4 protein-coding genes are annotated in these 25968 nt (G+C 48.7%); all 4 read left to right on the top strand.

Annotation, left to right across the window (positions count from 1 at the left end):
• The 4 genes from AB9P05_RS05010 (at nucleotide 1) to AB9P05_RS04995 (ending at nucleotide 25966) form a co-directional block, all read left to right on the top strand.
• Nucleotides 1-1065 (top strand): serine hydrolase domain-containing protein, encoded by a 1065-nt coding sequence (locus AB9P05_RS05010; protein ID WP_371907710.1) that lies wholly within the window; start codon nucleotides 1-3, stop codon nucleotides 1063-1065.
• A gap of 265 nt (nucleotides 1066-1330) precedes the next feature.
• A complete protein-coding gene (locus AB9P05_RS05005) occupies nucleotides 1331-1873 on the top strand; it encodes a DUF5655 domain-containing protein (RefSeq protein ID WP_371907709.1) in 543 nt (180 codons plus the stop codon).
• A gap of 603 nt (nucleotides 1874-2476) precedes the next feature.
• Complete coding sequence (locus AB9P05_RS05000) at nucleotides 2477-4831, top strand: ABC transporter permease (RefSeq protein WP_371907708.1); 2355 nt, start codon at nucleotides 2477-2479, stop codon at nucleotides 4829-4831.
• 183 nt (nucleotides 4832-5014) lie between these two features.
• The gene (locus tag AB9P05_RS04995) at nucleotides 5015-25966 is read left to right on the top strand and encodes a non-ribosomal peptide synthase/polyketide synthase (protein ID WP_371907707.1); all 20952 of its coding nucleotides are present in this window, start codon (nucleotides 5015-5017) and stop codon (nucleotides 25964-25966) included.
• Nucleotides 25967-25968 lie beyond the last annotated feature (2 nt).

The raw sequence follows: 25968 nt of genomic DNA, 5'->3' as shown, positions 1-25968 counted from the left end.
ATGAAGGCTGATAATAAAGGAAACGTAATACGGCTGCTGAGGACCATGATGCCTTTAGTGGCGGTGGTATGCCTGGTGGTATTTCCGCCGTGGATGCTGATATGGGCGTGGCTGGCTCCGTTACCTGATACGGTGCAGGACCAGGTAGAAGATGCTGTGGGTTATGGAATGGACGGGATCATTGTATATGTGGACCGGAAAGGGGAGCGGCCGGTGTCTTATGCTGCGGGCTATAAAAACAGGGACGAAAAAGAGCCTGCGGATGCGGATGGGTTATTTAAGATAGCCAGTATCAGCAAGCTGTACATGGCGGTAGCGGCTGTAAAGCTGGTTAATGAGGGGGAACTTTCTCTGGACGAAACTCTTGCGAAACTGCTGCCTGATCTTGCCGGCCGAATAGCGAATGCAGAGGAGATTACGCTGCGCATGCTGATAAGCCACCGGAGTGGCATTCCTAATTATAGCGACCACCCGGATTATCCATGGACGAGCCCGTACAAGGAGGTGGATGAAACCTATGACCTGGTGCTGGATATGCCGGCGGATTTTGCACCGGATGAAAGGTATAGCTACTCAAACACTAATTATCTGCTGCTGGGGGAGATCATGGACCGGCGGCTTGGCTATAGTCATCATGAGTATATCAGAAGCCGGATACTGGAGCCCCTGGGTCTGAATGATACGTATAGCCTGTTGGGTGATGTGAATGCTGATGAGGTAATGAGCGGCTACTTTGTAGGTTACGGTCCGGATATTAAAGGAAATGATTTCATACAGCCGGGCGGTTCTATGGTCTCAACGGCCCGGGACGTGGGCGTTTTTTTACGTGCGCTAAATGACGGAACCCTATTGAGTGCCGTGGAGCAGGAGATCTATACGTCAGTATATGTGTATGAGCATACCGGGCTGCTGCCAGGGTACCAGAGCATAGCTACTTATGACAAGAATATGGATGCAGTAGTGGTGCAGTTTGTGAATACGAGTGGCGGAGATATGTGGGCGCTTTCGGAGGTGGTTCATGAACGAATCTTAAAAATACTGAGAAGAGGCGGTGATAATGAGTAAGGTAATTTGCATCCGGTAATGGAGGGTGAGAATAGTCACTAAGAGGGAAACGGGTATCCACGCTACTACCTGTAGCAGATCACAGAGATGGTTATGGAACGGCAGGCGAACACATGAGAATGAGAGAATAGGGGGCGCAGGCCTCAGTTTTTTTTCTCTTTTGGTCCACTCAGGAATTTATTACCTTATAGTCAGGTGTTTGCCCAAAGGTACTGCCTGGCTCAAATGCCTTATATATTTCGGTACCACTAACCACTTAATGTATATGGACAAGGCTCTACAAACCATGATTGACAATATGCCTGAAAAAACGGGCAGATCACTGGAGGAATGGACTGTAATACTTACAACAAAAAGCTTTAGTAAGCACTCAGAGGCGGTGAATTTTTTAAAAAAGGAACACCATGTAAGCCATGGTTTTGCCAATACGATTGTGAGTCTCTCGAAGGGTGATGAAAAGGCACCGGAGGATCTGGTAGCGAGCCAATATGAGGGCAAGGAGCATTTGCTGCCGATCTATGAAAGGCTGGTGTCGGTAGTGAATGAGTTTGGCAATGACGTAAAAATTACACCCAAAAAGACTGAGGTGAGCGTGGACAGGAAGAAAAAGTTTGCGGTAATAAAGCCTTCTACAAAAACCAGGGTGGATCTCGGGCTTAAACTAAAAGGTAAGCCGGAGGCGGGGCGTCTGGAAGGTTCAGGCCCCTTCGGTACTATGTGTACACACAGGGTGCAACTCACTGAAGTGAGCCAGGTGGATGGAGAGGTGCAGGCCTGGCTGCGGGAAGCCTATGACATGGCGGGGTGAAAAGGGGGTACTGCAGGATGTGTTTTGCCTTTATTTTAGAGTTTAACTTACAAGGGGTGTAAGACGATATTTTTTTCTTCATTTCTCATTTGGGAATATGTAATTAGCTGATATTAAGATGGGTTAATCTTAACATTCAGTGAATGAATTGACTTAAATAAAGATTTTTGTGTTGAATAATGAAGTCAACCTCACGTTTGTGCTTGGGGTTTTATAGAGGTTCGAACAAATCATACATCATTAAAAGATCACTTCTTTATCTACTGGTAAAGTACTTTAGCCCCGGTTTTGAAAGCAAAGTATAGTGAGACTGAATCGGCGGTCTCCAACAAAGAGAAATTTTATTTTTGAAAAAGTTTATTTTATATCATAAATTTAGCGGAAACTCGCGAAGCTTCAGTTAGAAGTTTTGAGGATTGTCAACCAATCAGCTAGTTCATGATGGGACTTAGGTCAGCGGAGCTATATCTCTATTTAAGCTCTTTTTTTTTGTAATACTCTCAACTTAAGGGGCTTAAAGTTACATGGGACTATTACAAATCATTTCACTAACAGCCTTCCACAGCTAACTATTAGGATCAACTACGCTATTTCAAAAAGGTAATGTTCAAGAATCTGGTTTTAATTTCACTCAGAAATTTTCTGAAAAACAAGCTGTATGTCTTGTTGAATCTCTTTGGTCTTATTTCCGGCCTTGTAGCCTTCATTTTGATCTTTATCTGGGTTGACTACGAAAGAAAAATAGATTCTTTTCATGTTAACGATAATCAACTTTATAGGGTTTTAAGAAATAATACCAGCTCTAGCGGGCAGCTTCTTACTGACTTTGTGATGAGTAAGCCCCTGGCTGAAGCGCTGGAGGATGATTATGAAGAAATAGAAAACACGGTGCTTGTTTTCTGGGAAGAAGAGGTGCTTTTCAAATACCAGGAGAAAGCCATAAAAGACAACGGATTTTATGCGGGAGATGACTTTTTTAAGGTGTTTTCATTTGATCTGGTGCAGGGTACTCCGGGGGATGTACTCAAAGAAATAAACTCGATTGCCATATCTGAGTCATTATCGGAAAAGCTTTTCGGTACGACTGCGAGCCTGGGGAATGTGCTGGAGATAAAAAATTATGGGCAATTCAGTGTGTCTGGTGTGTTTTCTGACGTGCCTGATAATTCTACGCTGGAGTTTAACTACGTTCTGCCTCTGGAACATTACTATAAGGATAATGAATGGGTGGAGCAGTGGGATAACTATGGCTTCAAGTTGTACGCGACGGTTCGCCCCTCTACTGATGTGGCTGCCCTGGAGAATAAGATACGTGATATCACTAAGAGGTATGCTCCTGAAATGGAGGATGAGATTTTTCTTCAAAAATTCAGTGATTCGTATCTCAACTCTGATTTCGAGAACGGGGTTCAGGCGGGAGGCCGCATTGATCAGATATACCTGATTCTAGCGGTAGGTGTATTCTTGCTAATCATATCAGGTATCAACTTCGTAAACCTCTCTACGGCCTTAGCTACAAGACGCGCTAAAGAGGTGAGTATTAGAAAGGTGCTGGGGGTAAGTAAAGGCTACCTGATCTTTCAGTTTTTAATGGAGACATCGATAATTGTTTTGTGCTCCATAATCCTGGCTAATGTCATCAGCTCGCTTATATTGCCTTATTTCAGCCAGGTAACCAATACTCCTCTTTCTTATAACTTACTGAGCCCTGGATTCTGGCTTATGCAGGCAGGTCTGTGGATCCTGGTAACGGTAATTACAGGCATATATCCTGCTATGATCCTGTCCGGGTTTAATCCTGTAGAAATACTTAAGGGACACTCTTCGGATATGAAGAAGAACGATTTGCTTCGGAAAGCCCTGGTGGTGATACAGTTCAGTATTTCGATTATTCTTATAATCGGTACTTTTGTTATTCTTAGACAGTACAATTTTATTCAGGAGCAGAATATAGGTATCAATAAGGAAAATGTTATTAAGATTCCTCTTGAGGGCGGCCTTAAAAGCAATTATGTTACCCTGAAGCAGCAGCTACTCAGTAACCCTAACATTGAATATGTTTCAGCTACAGGTCAGAATCCTATGGAGGTAACCTCGAAAACGTCTGATCTGGAATGGAACGGAAGCAACCCGGATGAAAAGGTCACGTTCACTATGATCACCTCGGATTTCGACCTGTTAAAGACGCTTGGTATTGAAGTGATCGAAGGCAGGGACTTTTCCCGGGAGTTTTCAACGGACTCATCTAACTTTATTGTTAATGAAAGAGCGGCTCAGATCATAGGCAGGCAAAATATTATTGGCAAGGAATTACGGATGAATGAGGAGTCTGGTACCATAGTAGGTATGATCAAGGACTATCATAATGCGACTCTATATTCTCCTGTGGAGCCAATGATCATACGAATAAGGCCGCAGGAGATCAACCGGGTTCTGATCAAAACCAATGGAAATGATACTAAGGGTACTCTGGCCAGTATTGAAACTATTGTATCCCGCTATAATACTGAGTTTCCTTTTGAGTACTCTTTCATGGAGGATAACTTCAAAAACCGGTATAGAAGGGAGGCTGTTACCAGTACGCTCATACAATCTTTTACTTATCTGATTATTATTATCTCCTGTTTGGGGCTATTCGCACTGGCTACCTATGTGGCTGAGCGTAAGAACAAGGAGGTCGGCGTAAGAAAAGCGCTGGGAGCATCTGTGTCTTCTATCCTTATATTTATGTCCTGGAAGTTCTTAAAGCTAATCCTGGTAGCGTATATCATCGCTATACCTATCGCTTATTTCGCAACAGATAAGTACCTGGATGATTTCTCATACCGTATAGGTTTTAATATTGACATTTATATATTATCAGGTTTATTGATCTTTATTATATCAATAGCCACTACTGGTTATCAGGCCCTTAAGTCAGCTAACCTAAATCCTACAAAAGTACTAAGTGATAGCTAGCATAGGCTATCTTCAATAAGGGAAAAGCGAGGGGTACTCACTATCCTTCGCTTATTCACTCCCGATCTCTCTATATCTTTTCTATTATACCTTATTACGTAGCCAGTTTTTCTGGTTATGCAAAATGACCTGCCCTTCAGGTTGTTTTAGTTAGCTATTTATTACCAGTTTATACATTAATTCATGTCCGAGTCATTAGTATCCCTAATGGAGAAGAATATCTCTGCCAAAAGAGGTATAACCTTTATTTCTTCAGAAGTAGATGAACAGTACTGCTCATATGCTGACCTTTATGACAAGGCCCGGCGATTGCTTGGTGTGTTTCAGGAAAGAGGAATCGGCGAAGGGGATGAGGTTGTCATCTTTATAGATGATAATCAGTCATTTCTTATTGGTTTCTGGGCATGTTTGCTTGGTAAGCTGATTGCCGTGCCGTTATCTACCGGAAATCAGGCCGACCGGTATGATAAGTTCGGGCATGTATGGAAGACGCTGAATAACCCTTACCTGTTCACCTCGGAAAACCACTTAACAAGGCTTAAGGAACACTTCGGGAAAGATGCAGGGATAAATAATAAACTGGAGGGTGTTTCGCTCATCTTCTCAGATGAACTTATTAACCGGGCGGACTCTGCGGTACTGGTAAAGATAGAGGAGTCGGACATCGCTTATATTCAATTCTCTTCGGGCTCGACAGGGGAACCTAAGGGGGTGGTACTTACTCACCGGAACCTGGTAAATAATGCAAGGGATATAGCGAGCCGTTCTGAGGTAAGCGAAAAGGACAGCATGCTTAGCTGGATGCCTCTGACGCATGACATGGGGTTGATCTGTTTTCACCTCACCGGTGTATTTGCAGGGATTAACCAGTACCTTCTGCCTACTACCTTATTTGTAAGGAGGCCGCTGCTATGGCTGACGAAGGCAAGCGAGCATCAAGTGAGCCTCCTTTATTCTCCCAATTTCGGTATTCAATACTTTCTGTGGGCTTATGAAAAGGCGGCGGATATTAAGCTGGACCTTTCTTCTGTAAAGCTTATATATAATGGTGCGGAGCCTATCTCAGCGAGCCTTTGCGAGGAGTTTCAGTCTACTCTGGCTCCCTGTGGCTTACGTAAACATGCCATATTCCCAGGCTACGGCCTGGCGGAGGCTTCTGTGGCGGTAACCTTACCCAGGGTAGGCTCCGGCCTGGTGAAACATGTGCTGGATAGGAATAAGATTAGCATTGGTGATGAGGTTGAGTTCATTTCTGATGAAGCGCCGGAGGCGGTTACCTTTGTACAGGTGGGACACCCTATTTCCACTTGTGATGTTCGTATTTGTGACGAGGAGGATGTGCCTGTTTCTGATAAGAGGATAGGCCATATCCAGATAAAGGGAAATAATGTAACAAGCCGGTATTATAATAATGAATCTGCTACTAATACTTTATTCTCAGAGGACGGATGGCTGAAAACGGGTGACCTTGGGTATATGCACGAGGGTAACCTGGTAATCACAGGCCGCCTGAAGAATATTATCATCATTAATGGCCAGAATTACTATCCGCATGACATCGAGCGGGTAATTTGCGAACAGCTGGATATAAAGCTGGGCAATGTAGTGGCCTGCGGGGTTAAAAAAGATGACCTCTCTGAAGAGGAGCTGTTTCTGTTCATAGTGACCAAGAGGCTATCACCAGCGGCATTAAGGAGTATTTCCCGGATACCTGAAGTGGTGGCCACTGTATTCGGGTTTACGGCGGCTAAACTTGTTCCTGTAGATAAGATTCCCAAAACGACAAGCGGTAAGATCCAGAACTTTAAGCTGATTGCCAATTACCGAAAAGGGGTTTACGATAGCGGGCTTTCTGCTCTTGAGGACTACCAGATGGAAGGTGGCTCTAGTGGGAATGATGATGTAAAGCATTATATCCTGTCTGAAATCCAGGATGTACTTAGTAATAAGGAGGTGACGGCGGATGCAAGCTTCTTTAAGCTGAGTCTGAATAGTATCCTGGCTACTCAACTGGCATTTCGTATCCAGGATAGGTATGGTGTAGAGGTAACGGTATTGGATATATTCAGAAATCCTTCTGTCGCACGAATGGCTGCCTTTGTGGAGAAGAAGGCTCAATCGGATCAGGCTTCATTGGCCATCCGGCGGGTGAAAGAGGCGGATTCATATCCTGTGTCACTTGCTCAGCGCCGGCTGTGGGGGGTAGAGGAATTAGACCTTAACGGAAGTGCTCTGAATGTGCCGGTGGGTTATAAGCTAACCGGCGCACTCGACATGGATGCTTTAAATAAGGCACTGAATCTGCTTATCGAAAAGTACGAAATACTACGAACGTCGTTCATGGTTATCGATGATGAGCTGAGGCAGGTGGTGGATAGCCATGTGGATTTCCACATTTCTTACTCGGATTACTCTGATGATCCTGAGCGGGACTTAACGTCTCTTATTACGCTCAGGAAGAAAGCGGAAAAACGCTTTGACCTGGAGGCTGCTCCTCTGATGGAGGTGATACTTCATAAACTGGATGAGGAAACGCATCATATTCTGTTCAATTATCATCATACGATAGTAGACGGCTGGTCAGTTTCATACTTTCTAAAGGAACTGGGCAAGGTATATAATGCCCTGATAGAGAAGAACGAGGTAGGGTTAAGTCCGCTACCGTGGCAGTTCAGGGATTATGTATGCTGGCAGCGCGATAGTGTGCTGAATGGGCACCTGCAAAAGCAGCGTGATTACTGGCTAACTGAGTTCAGGGATGAGGTGCCGAGGGTGGAGTTTTCTCACCATGAGGAAGAGACGGCAGGGGAAGAAGCCCTTAAGCGCTATGAAATAGGTGACAGGGCTTTTGCTGAACTCAGGAGGTATGCTGCTGAGCGGGAGTGTACGCCATTTGTGGCTGTGATGTCGCTGGTGAATGCTCTGATATATAAGATCACGGGCGAAAGTGATATCGTTATAGGTACTGATGCATCGGGTAGAAATTCGGAGGCTTTTAATGAGCAGATAGGCTATTTCCTGAACACGCTATGTATCAGAACTGCGGTGGCTCCTGAGCAGTCTTTTGCGAGTCTGCTAAAGCAGGTTAATAATAAGGTGCTGGCTGGCTTTGAGAACCAGGAATACCCCTATGACCAGTTATTAAAAGATCTTTCCATAAAAAACACGACTGGCAGAGAGTCTTTATTTAATATCCTGCTTGTTTACCAGAATTTTGATATTACCGGGCTTGAAAATGCTCTTAAAGGCGTGAAGGCAGAAACGCTGGCGATTGATTCTGATGCAGCCCTTGTAGACCTTCATTTTGAATTTATCGAATCGGGTAGTGGCCTTGAGCTGGTAATCAGGTATGATAATAGGGTATTTACCGGCGCTGAGGTGGATAAACTCTATGCACAGTTCCAGTCATTACTCAGGCAGGTGACAGAACAGGATACTATTCCTGTTTCTCGCCTGGCGGTACTGACTTCAGAAGATGAGAAGCTTCTGGCGGCGTTTAATGATACGGCGGTAGTATATGAAAACTTTATGCCGGTGCATGAACTGTTTGAGCAGCAGGCGGCTGCTACTCCTACTGGTGAAGCCATAGTATTTAATGGTAAATCACTGACCTATGAGGAGGTAAATGTACGGGCCAACAGGCTGGCAGTCATGCTGATGGAAAGGTATGCAGCGGGGCGGGGCCACCGGATAGGGGTATTACAGGATAAGTCGGAAGAGCTTATCATTTCTATTCTGGCGATTCTGAAAACGGGTGCTTCGTATGTGCCGATAGATAAGGACTACCCTGATGCGAGAGCACAGTTTATCATCAAGGATAGTGGCCTGGAGATTGTTCTTTTTGACGATAAAAATATAGGGAGGGGAATCAGGGAGTATGTGAAACACCCTGTTCAGGTAAGTAAGGCAGTTGATGAAAGCGTTTCCGGGCAGAATCCCGAATTGGTGATTGACCCGAAGGCACCTGCTTATACGATCTATACATCGGCCACGACGGGTAAGCCTAAGGGGGTTGTGATATCACACCGCTCGGTTACAGACTATGTACTGACGTTTGAAGCATATTTTGCTGTCAATAATAGGGACAGGGTGGTACAGCAATCTTCTGTGGGGTTTGACACTTTTGTAGAAGAGGTATTCCCTGTATTAAAAAGCGGCGGAACACTGGTGATACCTAATGATGTGAGTGCGAACATAGAGGAGCTTACAGCTTGTATCAGGGAAAACAATGTTACGCTGCTAAGCACGACTCCTCTGGTTATCAATGAGCTGAATAAAACTGAGTGGGAATTTCCTTCGCTTACGAGAATAATAAGTGGTGGGGATGTACTCAAAGGGGCTTATGTAGGAAATATATTAAACCACACGCGGGTATATAATACGTACGGACCGTCTGAAGTAACGGTGTGTGCGACATTTCATGAGGTAACTGATGCTGCTACGGCACACCACATTGGCCGCCCGATCGCGAACCATAAGGTGTTTATTGTGGACAGTGATGAAAATCCGGTATCTGTAGGTACAACAGGGCAGTTATGTGTAAGTGGTGCTGGCCTGGCGAATGGTTACCTGAACCTGGATGAGCTTACGAAGGAAAAATTTAAGCCTCTGGCGGGTGTGCCGGGTGAGGTGGTATACCGCACGGGTGACCTGGCCCGCTGGACGAAAGATGGCACTATAGAATTTGCGGGCCGTAAGGATTTTCAGGTTAAAATAAGGGGGTACAGGGTAGAGCCACAGGAAGTGGAGAGCCTGCTGACAAGCTTACCTTATATAGAAGATGCCTGTGTAATAGGGGATACGGAACGTGACTTACTGGTGGCCTACTACGTAGGGTCTGAAGATAACTTAAAGGGGGTGAAGGAATACCTGGCCGAACATCTGCCGGTTTATATGATCCCTCATGAGTTTCATGCCGTGCCGGGCTTCCCCCGGAATGCTCATGGCAAGGTGGACAGGGGAAAGCTGAAAGGGAGGACGTACCTGAATAAGAAATCTGCGGATGAAAGACCGGTGACGCTACTGGAACTGAGCCTTATCCGTGTATGGGAGGAGGTGCTTACCTACTCGGGTATCGGAAGCACGGATAATTTCTTCCAGATAGGAGGCGACTCTATCAGGGCTCACCGTATAGTTTCTGAAGTGAAGCGCCAACTGGGAATCAGTGTGGAGATAAAGGATATCTTCCTGAACCCTACGATAAAGAGTCTGCACGATGTGGTGGTTCAGAAAAAATCTGAAGGGTACACAAGCATTCCTGCAGTAGCAGAGGCGGCTGACTATCCGGTGTCTAATATACAGAAGAGAATATGGATACTGGGCCAGCTACCTGAAAGCTCTATCGCCTATAATGAATTTGAGAATATTGAGATAAAGGGTAGTGTGGAGCAGGACTACCTGAACCGCTCGTATGAACTGCTGGGTCGTAAATATGAAATATTACGCACGACCTTTATTTATAGGGAGGGTGAGCCCCGCCAGGTAGTCCATTCCTTTGATCCGGAGCAGTTCAGGATTGAGACATTTGACCTGAGGGAGGAACAATACCCTGAGATTGTGGCGCGGATGAAGGTGAATGAGATCACCCGTACGCCTATGGATATGGAGAAGGGGCCTCTGATGAAGCTGATATTGTTCAGGGTGGATGAGTTCTCTTATCAGCTTACTATTGTGATTCACCATATTATTTCTGACGGACTGTCGGGCCAGATACTGGTCAATGAGTTCTGGGAGAATTATACTAAGCTATGTATAGGGGAAAGCCTCTCTGCCACTCAGCCTGCTATCCAGTACCGGGATTATGTTGCCTGGCTACAAAAGAGGCTTGAATCAGATGACCTGAATGAGCATAAGGCTTACTGGCTGAGTGTATTTGAGCAGCCGGTGACTGCGCTGACCTTGCCTACGGATAGGAAAAGGCCGGCTGTAAAGCAGTTCAATGGAAAAACGCTGAGCTACACGATTGATGGTAGCCGGTTTGATATAATTGATACCTTCTGCCAGAGAAACGGGTCTACTAAGTTTATCTTCCTGATGTCGGTACTGAACGTGCTGCTAAGCAAGCTGGCGAACCAGGAGGATGTGGTTATTGGTACGCCGGTAGCGGGGCGCGATCATCCGGATCTGGCTTCGCAGCTTGGCCTGTTTATCAACCTGATCCCTATCCGGACTAGGGTAGATCAGGAGGCTTCCTTTGCTGCCTTATTAGAAAGGGTTAGAGGAGCTGTACTGGAGAGCTTCCAGCATCAGGTGTACCCGGTTGATTTACTGATCGAGGAGTTAGAGGTGCCTGTTGTCAGAAACAGGAATCCTCTGTTTGACATATTCGTGGGGTACCAGACGAAGGAGTCACGGCTTATCAGCCAGGCATCCACTAATGTTTATGCGAAACGGATAGAGAAAGAGGTAAGTACCAGTAAGTTTGACCTGTCTTTCTACTTCGAGGAGTTCAAAGGGGATATCCAGCTTACGATTGAGTACGATAGTGACCTTTTTGTGGAGGCGACTATTAACAGGTTCTTTAGCAGGCTGGTACATCTTATAGATATGGCTGTTCAAAGCCCTTCACGCCCCCTTAAGCATTTGTCTGTGATCCCTGCGAGGGAGCAGCAGCAATTATTGAATGCCTTTAACAATACGTATGCAAATCTTCCTGAAGTGGAGGGTATCCATACTTTAATTGAAGGTAATGCAGCCTCATTCGGGGCTCATAGGGCTGTGACGTGCAACGGCACTTCATTTACTTATAAGGAGATTGAAGAAAAGGCAAAGGCCCGTGCGAAGTTCCTGAAAGATGGGTGCAAGCTTAATGAAGGGGATTATGTAGGTGTACTGCTGGATAGATCAGAGGAGGTTATTATCTCTGTTTTAGCGATATGGAAAGCAGGAGGGGTCTATGTGCCTATCGATACTCAATATCCTGAAGAAAGGATAAAATACCTTCTGGAAGATACGGGCCTGAAGGTGCTGATCTCTGCTGAAGATAACCTGACTAAGCATGGCTGGCTTAGGAGTGAGGATGCCGCATGCCCGGTGGTATGCATAGATGCAGGCAAGGGATCTGAGACGCTGGCACATGAAGGAAAGGCAGTAAGCCTGAACGGTCACAGTCGTATAGGTGTGCAGCCGAAAGGCCTTGCATATGTGATCTATACCTCAGGATCTACAGGTAAGCCGAAGGGGGTGCAGATTACGCATAAGTCTCTGACGAACTTTATGCTGAGCATGAAGAAGGCGCCGGGCATGACTTCTGAGGATAAGTTACTGGCGGTTACTACGTATACGTTTGACATCTCCCTGCTGGAGTTGTTCCTTCCCCTGGTATCTGGTGGGGAAGTGCTACTGGCTACTAATGAAGAGAGCCGTGACCCTCAGGCGATTATCGATCTTATTACCGAGCACGGCCCTAGCCTTATCCAATCTACTCCTAGCTTATTGCAGCTATTGGTAAATAGCGGATGGGAAAATACGCAGCGAATAAAGGTGCTAAGCGGTGGAGAAAGGCTCAACGAGGAGCTTGGCAAGCGCCTGCTGTCTATGTCGGGTGAAGTATGGAACATGTATGGTCCAACGGAGACTACTATATGGTCGACGATTAGAAAGGTTGAGGGAGATAGTGTAAGTAATGTTGGTAAACCGATAGATAACACTCAGGTGTATGTGCTGGACGGTGGCCTGAACCTATCGCCTTTGGGGGTAGTGGGAGAGGTGCACATCGGGGGGGCGGGCCTGGCTGCTTCTTACCTGAACAGGCCTGACCTGACGAAAGAAAAGTTCATCGAACTGGCCTTGCTGAATGAACGCCGGGTGTATAATACGGGGGATTTGGGCAGATGGCTGGAGTCTGGTACGCTTGAGATCATCGGGCGAAATGATGACCAGGTAAAGGTGAGAGGACACCGGATAGAACTGGGAGAGATCGAAAACGCGCTCATTCAGCATAAAAACGCAAATGAAGCGGCTGTGATCGTGAAGGAAGATGAAACAGGTGATAAGTACCTGGTGGCGTTTGTGGTGGCTGCTGATGGAGACGAGGTCTCAGTTTTCAGAACTCACCTGGCTGAAAAGCTACCGGCTTACATGGTGCCGTCGGGCTTCCATCTATTGGAGGTGATGCCTAAGACGTCTAATGGAAAGATTGACAGGAAGGCACTGGCTGCATTGGAATCAGGGGCTTCTAACCAAAGAAGCGGTACGCTTGAACAGCCGGAAACGAAAACGGAAAAGGCACTGGCTGAGCTATGGAAGGAGATACTGAACGAGGAGGTGGTAGGTGCTACGGAGGACTTCTTCATGATGGGGGGGCACTCCATAAAAGCGATAAACCTGATCGGTGCGATAGAAGGTGCATTTAATGTTCAGCTTAAGCTCCATGAGGTATTTGCTAATAGTACGGTAAGAAAGCTGGCTGCTCTGATCGATGGCGGGGACAAGGTAGCGGGCAATAAGCTGCTGCCTATACCTGATCAGGAATACTATGCGGTGAACCCTTCGCAGAACCGCTTCTTTATGCTGGACCAGTTGGACGACGGGGGGATCTTCAACCTTACCGGGGTTCATAAATTTACGGGTGATGTAAAGGTTGATATCCTTGGAAAGGCATTCGATGCGCTTATTGCCCGTCATGAAAGCCTGCGGACTACCTTTGAAAAGGTGGATGGTTTGGTGATGCAAAAGGTGCATTCTGATACACTTGGGTTTAGGATAGAGTCTATAGACCGGGTGAATGAGGAAGGTATAACGGCATTTCTGAATGAGCTGCTGGCGAAGGAGGTAAAGGCTCCGTTCAGTCTTTCGGAAGGTCCGTTGCTGAGGGCGAAAATCATTGATAATGGAAATAGTGAGTACTATTTCATTTTCACTATTCACCACATAATTTCTGATGCATGGTCAGTGAATGTACTGATAAGGGAGGTGCTGGAGTATTACAAGGCCTTTGCTAATAATACTGAGGCTCGTTTACAAGACCTGAAGGTACAATCAAGGGACTATAGCCACTGGCTTAATAATGAACTTAGCGGTCCTCAAAGTGGGATCAACTCTGCTTACTGGCTGGATAAGTTTAAGGGGGGCATTCCTACATTGGAGTTGCCGCTGGATTATCCCCGTCCTGCAGTAAAAACTGATAATGGGGACAGGATAGGGTTCACTATACCGGGTGAGCTTAAGGATGGATTGCTGGCCGTATCGCATAAGCACGGTACTTCTCTTTACATGACGCTTATGGCGTGCCAGGTACTGTTGTATTACAGGTATACCAGCCAGAGCCGCCTGGTAATAGGTGCGCCTATCGCAGACAGGGATAATGAATTCCTTAAGGATCAGATTGGCTACTATGTGAATAATATTCCGTTGCTGTTCGATTTTGATAAGGAGGTGTCATTTGCTGAATTACTTGAGCACACGAAGCAGGTGGTACTGGATGCTTATGAGCATAAGTCTTATCCATTTGACCGGATAGTGGATAGTCTGGATATCCGCAGGGACCTTAGCCGCTCGGTACTATATGACGTAGGGTTTACCTGGGACGGTAACAGGCATTCGTACTTTGACGATTTTGATTTTTCGATCGAGGATTATGACCTGGGGCAGCATTTTGCTCATGCAGATATCTGGTTCTACGGGCTGGAGCGGGATGATGCTATATCCTTCGATATTGAATATAATACTGACCTGTTTAGTAAGGAGAAGATCAATAGCCTGATCGGGCACTATACGGAGATACTGAAGCGTATTGCGGGTAAGCCGGAGATATCGATCAATGCTATAAATTACCTGCCGGCGGCAGAGGAGCTTCAGCTTACGGAGGCATTTAATCAGACACTTGAGTCGAACGACTATAATAAGACGATCGTAGAGGAGTTTGAGAGCCACGTATCGGCGCAGCCTGACATGGCGGCCATGGTATATGATGGGCAAACGCTGACGTATGGTGAACTGAATGCGCGTGTGAACAGGCTGGCGCATCACCTGCGCGATGAGCTTTCGGTTGGTCCTGATAAGGTGGTGGGCATTATGCTGCCGCGCTCTGAGTGGATGGTGGTGAGTATACTGGCGATCATGAAAGCGGGCGGGGCTTATGTACCGATCGACCCGCAGCTTCCGGCTGACCGGATAGCTTATATATTCGCTGATACGGCTATCAATACGCTGATTGTTGACAGTAGTAACATGTTTGGCCTGACCGGATATGAAGGTGGCCTTTTCGCGATAGACATTGAATTTGACATGCTCCCTGAGCGTGTTGAGAACCCTTCGCGGGTGAATGTGCCTGATGATCTGGCTTATATCATTTATACGTCGGGCTCCACGGGCCGTCCTAAGGGTGTGCTGTTGGAGCACCGCGGTGTGATCAACCTGACGCAGTGGCAGCGGGCTAACTTCAACCTGAAGGGTGGCAGCCGTATCTTCCAGCACTTCTCGTATAACTTTGACGGTGCTGTGGGTGAGACGTTCATGGCGCTGCTGAACGGGGCGACGCTGTGCATGTACAGCGGTGAGCTGGAAGCGGAGAAGGTGACCAACTTCATCAATACGCATGAGTTGAATGTGGGGGTGTTTGTGCCGTCGCTTCTTCGCCAGATGGATCCTTCTAAGATCAGTCACAAAGGCTTCCAGGTGGTATCGGTTGGCGAGGCCTGTCCTTCAGGACTTGCGGCGGAGTGGTCTAAGTACGTGCGCTTTATGAACGCGTACGGTCCTACTGAGTACACGGTGTACTCGCACCTGCAGGATGTGGCTCATGATAAGGTATCTGAAAGGGCTACGGTGCCTATCGGTACGCCGATCTTCAACACACATACTTATATACTGGATGCTTATGGTAATCCTTGCGGCCTCGGCATTCCGGGTGAGTTGTATCTGTCGGGTCCGGGGCTTGCGCGCGGTTACCTGAACAACCGCCTGGCGACGCTGGGTAAGTTTGTGGCTAACCCTTACTTTCTGTCTTCGCACTACCGTGAAGAGGGGCTGCTACGCCTGGAAGAGACTGACCGGCAGATCAGCGGATTCAAGTCCGAAGGTTTCTCGCTGTCGGTACTGAGCAAAGGGGAGGAGGAATACCTGTCGGGCGACCGTGACAAGCTGGTAAGCCTTAGTGCGGAACTGGATAAGGACATTCAGGGGGCTATTGATAGCTACCTGGACAAGCACAGCGAAGACGTGGACAAGTGCAAAGGGTTTATCCGCTACTTCTTCGAGGCCTACTACCACAGCTACTCTTCAGCGGGCATTAATGCCTCGGTACTGAGCGAGCTGCTACCTATGGCTGACTACAGTGGAAAGCAGGGCGTAGAGCTGGGCTTTGGTAATGGCGAGGTGATGGAGGTACTGGCCGGCATGGGTGCTGAAGTATGTGGTATAGAGCTTAGCCCTTACTTTGTGCAGCAGGCGCGTAACTCAGGGCGCCAGGCCTATATGGGTGAGGTGGATCTGCCTCCTGCTACCTTCTATGCGCATTATGGCATAGAGAAGGGCAGCCGTGACTTCAGTCTGTCGACGCTACTGATGGACAGGGTAGAGAAGCCTGCGCACCTGGTAGCGAACCTGCTAGGTGTACTGAAGGATGGCGGTCACTTTGCGCTGCAGACGCTGCTGCCTGTGATACCGGTAGATGACGGGGACGTATCGGAGAAGATTGTTTATACGCAGGATGCGGACCGTATCAGCCTGGGAGAGGATGTGCATGCTGATAAGCTGGAGCTGATCAGGCTGCTGTATGAGCTTGGCGGCCGTGAGATAGTGGTGCGTCAGCTACCGTATGTAGTGGCCAGCCGTGACGGGATCCAGGATTACACGCTGTGGAGTTTCTCGGGCGTGAAGAGTGGTGCTGCTGATGAGGTACACAGCTACACGCGCATGTACCGGAGTGGTGACGTAGGGTATTACCTGCCTGATGGCTCGATAGAATTCCAGGGCCGTGTGGATGACCAGATCAAGCTACGTGGTTACCGGATAGAGCTTGGAGAGATCAGCCGTACGCTTGAGCAGCATGAGCAGGTGGCAGAAGCGGTTGTTATTGTTCATGAGGACGATAACAAGGACAAGAGCCTGCATGGCTTCTACCGGGTGAAGGGGAGCGTGAGCGAGGAGGAGGCACGCAGCTACCTGAAGGGCATCCTGCCGGTATACATGGTGCCGACTACCCTGACGATGGTGGAGAGCTTCCCGCTTAACTCAAGCGGTAAGGTGAATAAGCATGCGCTGCTGGAGCTGGTAGGTGAGGAGTGGGCGACGCGGACCACGTATGTTGCTCCGCGTACGGAGACGGAGGAACTGCTGGTAGCCCAGTGGGAGGAAGTGCTTGGCCGCAAGGGCATAGGTGTGCTTGATAACTTCTTTGAGGCAGGGGGTCACTCGCTTAAGGCTACGCGGATGATCTCTAACCTGTACAAGCTTACGGGAGTGCAGCTGGACATCGGTACGATCTTTAAGTACCCTACGATCGAGGAGCTGGCGGTAGAGCTGGAGGCGGACCTACAGCGTCCTTCGTATCCTGCGATAGAGCCGGTGGAAGAGGCGGCAGACTATGAGCTGTCGGCAGCGCAGCGCCGGTTGTGGATACTGGACCAGATGGATGATGCGAAGGGTGCGTACAACATAGCGAGTGCACACCGGTTCAGGGGCAAGCTGGACAAGGAGGCGTTTGGTCAGGCGTTTACCACGCTGGTGGACCGCCATGAGAGCTTGCGTACGACGTTTGAGGTACGCGGGGGTGAGCCCAGGCAGGTGATACACTCGCTTGCGGGGATGGGCTTTGCGATGGAGTACATCGACCTTCGTGAGCGTGATGATAAGGAAGCGGCGACTAAGCAACTGGTAAGCAGAGAGACTGGTTATGGGTTTGATCTGTCAGCGGGTCCGCTGTTCCGTGCGACGCTGGTGCATGAGGATGATGATGAATATCTGTTCCTGTTGACGATGCACCACATTGTCTCTGACGGCTGGTCGATGAAGGTGCTGGTGGAGGAGGTGCTGTCGCTGTACGAAGCGTATAGCCGCGGCGAGGGTAACCCGCTGGCAGCACTGGAGATCCAGTATAAGGACTATGCCCACTGGCAGAACGAATTGCTGTCAGGCCCTGAGGCGGACAGGTACAGGGAGTTCTGGATGGGCCAGGAGCTGGATAAGGCGCCTGTGCTTGAACTGCCTTCCGATTATCCCCGGCCTGCTGTAAAAACATTTAATGGAGCGGAGCTTAGGTATGTCTTTGGTAAGGATACTTACGAAGGGCTACAGGCGCTTAGCAAAGCTAATGAAGTGAGCTTGTTTATTATGCTTACTTCACTGGTCAAGGTGTTCTTATATAAGTATACGGGTCAGAATGAGATAATCATTGGTACACCGACATCGGGCAGGGAGTTTAATGACCTGAATGATCAGATAGGTATATATATCAACACCGTACCTCTGTTTACCCGCCTGGAAGCAGAAAGGAACTATGAGGAGAACCTCAAGGCTATTAAAGAGACGTGTGTAAACTCTCTGGCTAACCAGATTTATCCATTCGATACGCTGGTGGACGACCTGGATATCAAAAAGGACCTGAGCAGGTCAGCGCTGTTTGATGTTATTCTATCCTTCCAGAATGAGGACCTCCAGGGAGAAACTGTTCATGAGTTTGGCGGCATTTCTGTGGAACCGTATCCATATGATAATCATACCAGTAAGTTTGATCTGTCATTCAGCTTTACCGAAGCGGACGGAAAGCTGGAACTGGAGATGGGTTACAATACGGACCTGTTTACAAAGGAGCGGATTGAAAGACTGTTTGAAAATCTTAACAAGCTGGCAGGGTCGGTGATAGGTGACCAGACTCAACCGCTGCACGCTATCGATATTCTGCCGGCCGATGAGCAGGAGAAGTTACTGAAAGAGTTTAACAGCTCGCCGGAGATTGATGTGGCTCCGGACTACTTATTTAAGCAGCTAGCTTTACATGTAAATGGTTCGCCACAGGCACCGGCCGTTTGCCATGGGGAGGAATGTGTGAGCTACCAGGAGCTGGACAGCCGCTCTAATCAGGTGGCTAACTACCTGCAGGCATGCGGCGTGAAACGTGGAGAGGCTGTAGGGCTTTTCGTTCACAGGTCTGCTGACCTGATCGTTGCCATGATCGGTATACTGAAGGCGGGTGCTATCTATGTGCCGCTGGATGATGAGGTACCGCAGGAACGTTTAAAGTTTGTTTGTGCTGATGCCGCTATTCATTATGTGATTACTCATAATGACTTGAAGGAATCTGTTCCTGCAGATCTGAATATTATTCTAATCGATAATAATGAGGAACTGAGTAACTGCTCGGACAAGCTTACGGAACACGCTGTGGAGGCTGACTCAGGGGCTTACATTATCTATACTTCAGGGTCTACAGGTAAGCCGAAAGGGGTACTTGTATCCCATGGAAACCTGAGCCATTTCCTCTTTAACTTATCCGCCTATGGGCTTGAGGAGGAAACGCTACGCATGGCTATGGTGGCGTCGCCTTCTTTTGATATCTCGATATTCCAGATATTCACTCCACTGCTAAACGGTGGCACGCTCAACATAATTGACAAAGCGGAAATCGTAAACGCGGATAAACTGGTGGATCACCTCCGGAAGGTCAACGTGCTGGATACGGTACCCGCGGTATATTCCCAGATAGTGGAGACTATCATGGAAAACGGAGCGGAGAAGGACTATGCACATATCCGCAAGGTATTCATAGGAGGGGATAAGGTTTCGGATCAGATACTGAACCGATTATCACAGGTATTCAGGGGCGCTGAAATCAATGTAACGTATGGCCCTACAGAAGGAACGATCTTCTGTACTTCGATCAGGTATACGCAGAACAGCTTTAACGGGCCTGTGAAGGGTGCGGTTATTGGCAGGCCTCTCACAAACACAAAAATTTCCATACTGGACAGTCATGCTAACCTGGTACCTATAGGGGTAGCGGGTGAAATCTGTATTGCAGGCAAGGGTGTTTCCCATGGTTACCTTAACCGGGAAGAGCTAACGAGGGAAAAGTATATCCATACGGCATTCCATGAAGGCAGGGTATACAGAACGGGTGACCTGGGTAAATGGCTGCCGGATGGCAGGATCGAGATATTAGGCCGGACTGATAACCAGGTAAAAATCAGGGGTTTCAGGATTGAGCTTGGTGAGATAGAGCATGCGCTGACTGCTCTGCCAGGTATTGAAAAGGCTGTAGTGATGGCCAAAGTGCATGAAGGGACGGGAGATAAGGTGCTGTGTGCTTATTATATACCTGAGCAGGATGCGGATAATACTTCGGACGGGATCAAGGGTAGCCTGGGTGCTATGCTGCCTCAGTATATGGTGCCTCAGTATCTGTTTGAGATGGAGGAGTATCCTCTTACGAGCAACGGTAAGGTGAATATGGCTGCTCTGCCTGAGCCCAACTCGGCGGAAACTCCTGATACTTACGTAGCTCCCTCGGGATATATCGAAAGTAAACTCGCGGAAATCTGGAGTGATGTACTGGCTATTGAAAAGGTAGGAGCAAATGCTAACTTCTTTGAACTGGGGGGACATTCACTAAAGGCAACGAGACTGCTTTCCCGCATACACAATGAGCTTGGAGTTAATCTTTTACTAAAGGATCTCTTCACTTACCCTGAGTTGAGCCAACTGGCAAATGTGTTAAAGTCTTATGAGCCGGAGGATACTTACGAGGTAATTACGAAAACGGAGGAGGCTGGATACTATGAGCTTTCTTACGGACAAAAAAGGCTTTGGATCCTGCATCAACTGGAAAACTCTAAGATAGGGTATAACATGCCCGAAGCTTATGAGCTGACCGGGGACCTGGATGTGGCGCTACTGGAGCAGAGCTACAGGAGGCTTGTGGAGAGGCACGAAATACTGAGAACGCGGTTCAGGCTGGTAGATGGTGAAGTGAAGCAGTTTGTTGACCATGGTGACCGGGTGAGGTATGACTTTAACTTTACCGATGTGTCTGATAAGCCGGATGCGCGTGAGATGGCAAGGGGTATGGCACAAGCCGAATCGGCTAAGCCTTTTGATCTGGAAAACGGCCCGCTACTGAAGGTACGCCTGGTGAAGGTGAGCGATAAGGGGTATGTTATGGCGGTGATCATGCATCACATCATTTCTGATGGCTGGTCGATGGAGGTTTTCTTCAAAGATATACTGGCCTTCTATCATGGACTGCAGAAGGGTGAAGAGGCAAACCTGCCGGCGCTGAGTATTCAATACAAGGACTTCGCCAGATGGCAAACGGAAAAGCTGCTTAGCAGAGGGCAACATGAGAAGGCGTATTGGCTGGATACTTTCCAGGAGGGTGTGCCTGTACTGGAGTTGCCTGCTGATTATGCAAGGCCACCTGTGAAGAGTCTGAAGGGAAGCAGTGTGAGTGTTAATGCCGGCTCTGAAATAGCCGGAAAGATCGACCAGTTCGTTCAAAGTCATAATAGCTCTCAGTTTATGTTCCTGATGGCTGCGGTGAATGTATTGCTGCATAAGTATACGGCCCAGGAAGATATCGTGCTGGGCACCCCGGTGTCGGGAAGAACGCACGCTGAGCTGGAGGATCAAATAGGATTTTATGTAAATACCCTGGCGATCAGAAATGGTGTCAACGCAAGGGGTACGTTTGAAGAGCATCTGGCGGGCGTGAAAGAGCAGGTGCTGGCAGGATACCAGCATCAGTCTTATCCTTTTGATAAGCTGGTGGAGGATCTTGAACTGGACAGGGACCTGGGGCGTAACCCGCTGTTTGATGTGATGGTGGCCCTGCATGAAGTAAAGGAGGGAACGGCCATTGCAGAAGGGCTTACTATCGATGTATTGCAGGTCGAAAATACGACGAGCAAGTTTGACCTGGTGTTCAACTTCTATCAGTATGAAAATGACCTGAAAGTTGAGCTGCTATATAGTACTGATCTATTCGGGGAGCCGAGGGTATCTGCTATGCTGGTGCATTTCATTCAGCTACTGGATAATATACTAAGCAACCCGGGGCAGGTGATATCAGGTATTACCTACCTGCCGGCGGCAGAGGAGCTTCAGCTTACGGAGGTATTTAATCAGACACTTGAGTCGAACGACTATAATAAGACGATCGTAGAGGAGTTTGAGAGCCATGTATCGGCAGAGCCTGATATGGCGGCCATCGTGTATGATGGGCAAACGCTGACGTATGGTGAACTGAATGCGCGTGTGAACAGGCTGGCGCATCACCTGCGCGATGAGCTTTCGGTTGGTCCTGATAAGGTGGTGGGCATTATGCTGCCGCGCTCGGAGTGGATGGTGATCAGTATACTGGCGATCATGAAAGCGGGCGGGGCTTATGTGCCGATCGACCCGCAACTTCCGGCTGACCGGAGGGAGTATATATGTAATGATGTGTCGATGGATATCATCCTTACACAGGGGGGAACTGAGCTTAGTGATTTTACAGGTATAATTTACCATCCGGATACTGAATTTGACATGCTCCCTGAGCGTGTTGAGAACCCTTCGCGGGTGAATGTGCCTGATGATCTGGCTTATATCATTTATACGTCGGGCTCCACGGGCCGTCCTAAGGGTGTGCTGTTGGAGCACCGCGGTGTGATCAACCTGACGCAGTGGCAGCGGGCTAACTTCAGCCTGGAGGGTGGCAGCCGTATCTTCCAGCACTTCTCGTATAACTTTGACGGTGCTGTGGGTGAGACGTTCATGGCGCTGCTGAACGGGGCGACGCTGTGCATGTACAGCGGTGAACTGGAAGCGGAGAAGGTGACCAACTTCATCAATACGCATGAGTTGAATGTGGGGGTGTTTGTGCCGTCGCTTCTTCGCCAGATGGATCCTTCTAAGATCAGTCACAAAGGCTTCCAGGTGGTATCGGTTGGCGAGGCCTGTCCTTCAGGACTTGCGGCGGAGTGGTCTAAGTACGTGCGCTTTATGAACGCGTACGGTCCTACTGAGTATACGGTGTACTCGCACCTGCAGGATGTGGCTCATGATAAGGTATCTGAAAGGGCTACGGTGCCTATCGGTACGCCGATCTTCAACACACATACTTATATACTGGATGCTTATGGTAATCCTTGCGGCCTCGGCATTCCGGGTGAGTTGTATCTGTCGGGTCCGGGGCTTGCGCGCGGTTACCTGAACAACCGCCTGGCGACGCTGGGTAAGTTTGTGGCTAACCCTTACTTTCTGTCTTCGCACTACCGTGAAGAGGGGCTGCTACGCCTGGAAGAGACTGACCGGCAGATCAGCGGATTCAAGTCCGAAGGTTTCTCGCTGTCGGTACTGAGCAAAGGGGAGGAGGAATACCTGTCGGGCGACCGTGACAAGCTGGTAAGCCTTAGTGCGGAACTGGATAAGGACATTCAGGGGGCTATTGATAGCTACCTGGACAAGCACAGCGAAGACGTGGACAAGTGCAAAGGGTTTATCCGCTACTTCTTCGAGGCCTACTACCACAGCTACTCTTCAGCGGGCATTAATGCCTCGGTACTGAGCGAGCTGCTACCTATGGCTGACTACAGTGGAAAGCAGGGCGTAGAGCTGGGCTTTGGTAATGGCGAGGTGATGGAGGTACTGGCCGGCATGGGTGCTGAAGTATGTGGTATAGAGCTTAGCCCTTACTTTGTGCAGCAGGCGCGTAACTCAGGGCGCCAGGCCTATATGGGTGAGGTGGATCTGCCTCCTGCTACCTTCTATGCGCATTATGGCATAGAGAAGGGCAGCCGTGACTTCAGTCTGTCGACGCTACTGATGGACAGGGTAGAGAAGCCTGCGCACCTGGTAGCGAACCTGCTAGGTGTACTGAAGGATGGCGGTCACTTTGCGCTGCAGACGCTGCTGCCTGTGATACCGGTAGATGACGGGGACGTATCGGAGAAGATTGTTTATACGCAGGATGCGGACCGTATCAGCCTGGGAGAGGATGTGCATGCTGATAAGCTGGAGCTGATCAGGCTGCTGTATGAGCTTGGCGGCCGTGAGATAGTGGTGCGTCAGCTACCGTATGTAGTGGCCAGCCGTGACGGGATCCAGGATTACACGCTGTGGAGTTTCTCGGGCGTGAAGAGTGGTGCTGCTGATGAGGTACACAGCTACACGCGCATGTACCGGAGTGGTGACGTAGGGTATTACCTGCCTGATGGCTCGATAGAATTCCAGGGCCGTGTGGATGACCAGATCAAGCTACGTGGTTACCGGATAGAGCTTGGAGAGATCAGCCGTACGCTTGAGCAGCATGAGCAGGTGGCAGAAGCGGTTGTTATTGTTCATGAGGACGATAACAAGGACAAGAGCCTGCATGGCTTCTACCGGGTGAAGGGGAGCGTGAGCGAGGAGGAGGCACGCAGCTACCTGAAGGGCATCCTGCCGGTATACATGGTGCCGACTACTCTGACGATGGTGGAGAGCTTCCCGCTTAACTCAAGCGGTAAGGTGAATAAACATGCGCTGCTGGAGCTGGTAGGTGAGGAGTGGGCGACGCGGACCACGTATGTTGCTCCGCGTACGGAGACGGAGGAACTGCTGGTAGCCCAGTGGGAGGAAGTGCTTGGCCGCAAGGGCATAGGTGTGCTTGATAACTTCTTTGAGGCAGGGGGTCACTCGCTTAAGGCTACGCGGATGATCTCTAACCTGTACAAGCTTACGGGTGTGCAGCTGGACATCGGTACGATCTTTAAGTACCCTACGATCGAGGAGCTGGCGGTAGAGCTGGAGGCGGACCTACAGCGTCCTTCGTATCCTGCGATAGAGCCGGTGGAAGAGGCGGCAGACTATGAGCTGTCGGCAGCGCAGCGCCGGTTGTGGATACTGGACCAGATGGATGATGCGAAGGGTGCGTACAACATAGCGAGTGCACACCGGTTCAGGGGCAAGCTGGACAAGGAGGCGTTTGGTCAGGCGTTTACCACGCTGGTGGACCGCCATGAGAGCTTGCGTACGACGTTTGAGGTACGCGGGGGTGAGCCCAGGCAGGTGATACACTCGCTTGCGGGGATGGGCTTTGCGATGGAGTACATCGACCTTCGTGAGCGTGATGATAAGGAAGCGGCGACTAAGCAACTGGTAAGCAGAGAGACTGGTTATGGGTTTGATCTGTCAGCGGGTCCGCTGTTCCGTGCGACGCTGGTGCATGAGGATGATGATGCGTATCTGTTCCTGTTGACGATGCACCACATTGTCTCTGACGGCTGGTCGATGAAGGTGCTGGTGGAGGAGGTGCTGTCGCTGTACGAAGCGTATAGCCGCGGCGAGGGTAACCCGCTGGCAGCACTGGAGATCCAGTATAAGGACTATGCCCACTGGCAGAACGAATTGCTGTCAGGCCCTGAGGCGGACAGGTACAGGGAGTTCTGGATGGGCCAGGAGCTGGATAAGGCTGCTAAGCTGGAACTGCCGGTAGATCTTGAACACAATGGTCAGGCGTATTTAGGTAAAAACCATTCGTTTGAGCTGGACGGTGATATGAGTGCGGCCCTGGTATCTAAGGCCAATAGCCTGAACATGTCTACTTTCTCATTATTGGTATCTGCCTTTAAGGCATTAATGTACAGGTATACCGGACAGAGTGAGATCGTGGTAGGTACCCCTGTTTCGGGCCGTGAGGTGGGTCACCTGGAAAACCAGATCGGGTTCTACGTGAATGTGCTTCCGGTGATGACAAAAATAGGGTCTTCCGACACGCTTAATGATGTACTACTTAAGGTGAAAAGCTCAATAGTCAGCGCGTTCAACAATCAGCTATATCCATATGACCTGATAGTGAAAGAACTGAATCTGACAGGGGAAAAGCGTAATTCATTATTCAATGTGCTCATGACTTATGCTTACGAGGATGATGAAATTACTATTCCGGGCATAGCGTTCAGCTCTGACCAATTGGGCGAACAGTCCGGTGATTTCCCTCTGGACATTAAATTCTCTTCGGGCTCAGGATCAACCACTATTACCGGCTCGGTGAATTATGATGGTTCCAAGTTTTCTTCGGAGATCATTGAGGAGGTCTTTGACCATTACCAGACCATACTATCAGCTATCATTGAAAAGGATGAAACGGCCCTGATAGACCTTGACCTTACCAGTGGTGAGATAGAGTCGGGGTCGTCGGAGAATTCAGAATTTGAAGATGAGATCACTTTCGACTTTTAATT

This window comes from Roseivirga sp. BDSF3-8, assembly GCF_041449215.1.
Lineage (GTDB): Bacteria > Bacteroidota > Bacteroidia > Cytophagales > Cyclobacteriaceae > JBGNFV01.
Note: the sequence above shows the minus strand (reverse complement) of the source record. Positions and strands in the feature narration are given on the sequence as shown.

Bases quoted from the DNA above. Each gene is read 5' to 3' on its own strand.
- AB9P05_RS05000 (WP_371907708.1), top strand. From the start codon at position 2,477: ATGTTCAAGAATCTGGTTTTAATTTCACTCAGAAATTTTCTGAAAAAC.
- AB9P05_RS04995 (WP_371907707.1), top strand. From the start codon at position 5,015: ATGTCCGAGTCATTAGTATCCCTAATGGAGAAGAATATCTCTGCCAAA.
- AB9P05_RS05010 (WP_371907710.1), top strand. From the start codon at position 1: ATGAAGGCTGATAATAAAGGAAACGTAATACGGCTGCTGAGGACCATG.
- AB9P05_RS05005 (WP_371907709.1), top strand. From the start codon at position 1,331: ATGGACAAGGCTCTACAAACCATGATTGACAATATGCCTGAAAAAACG.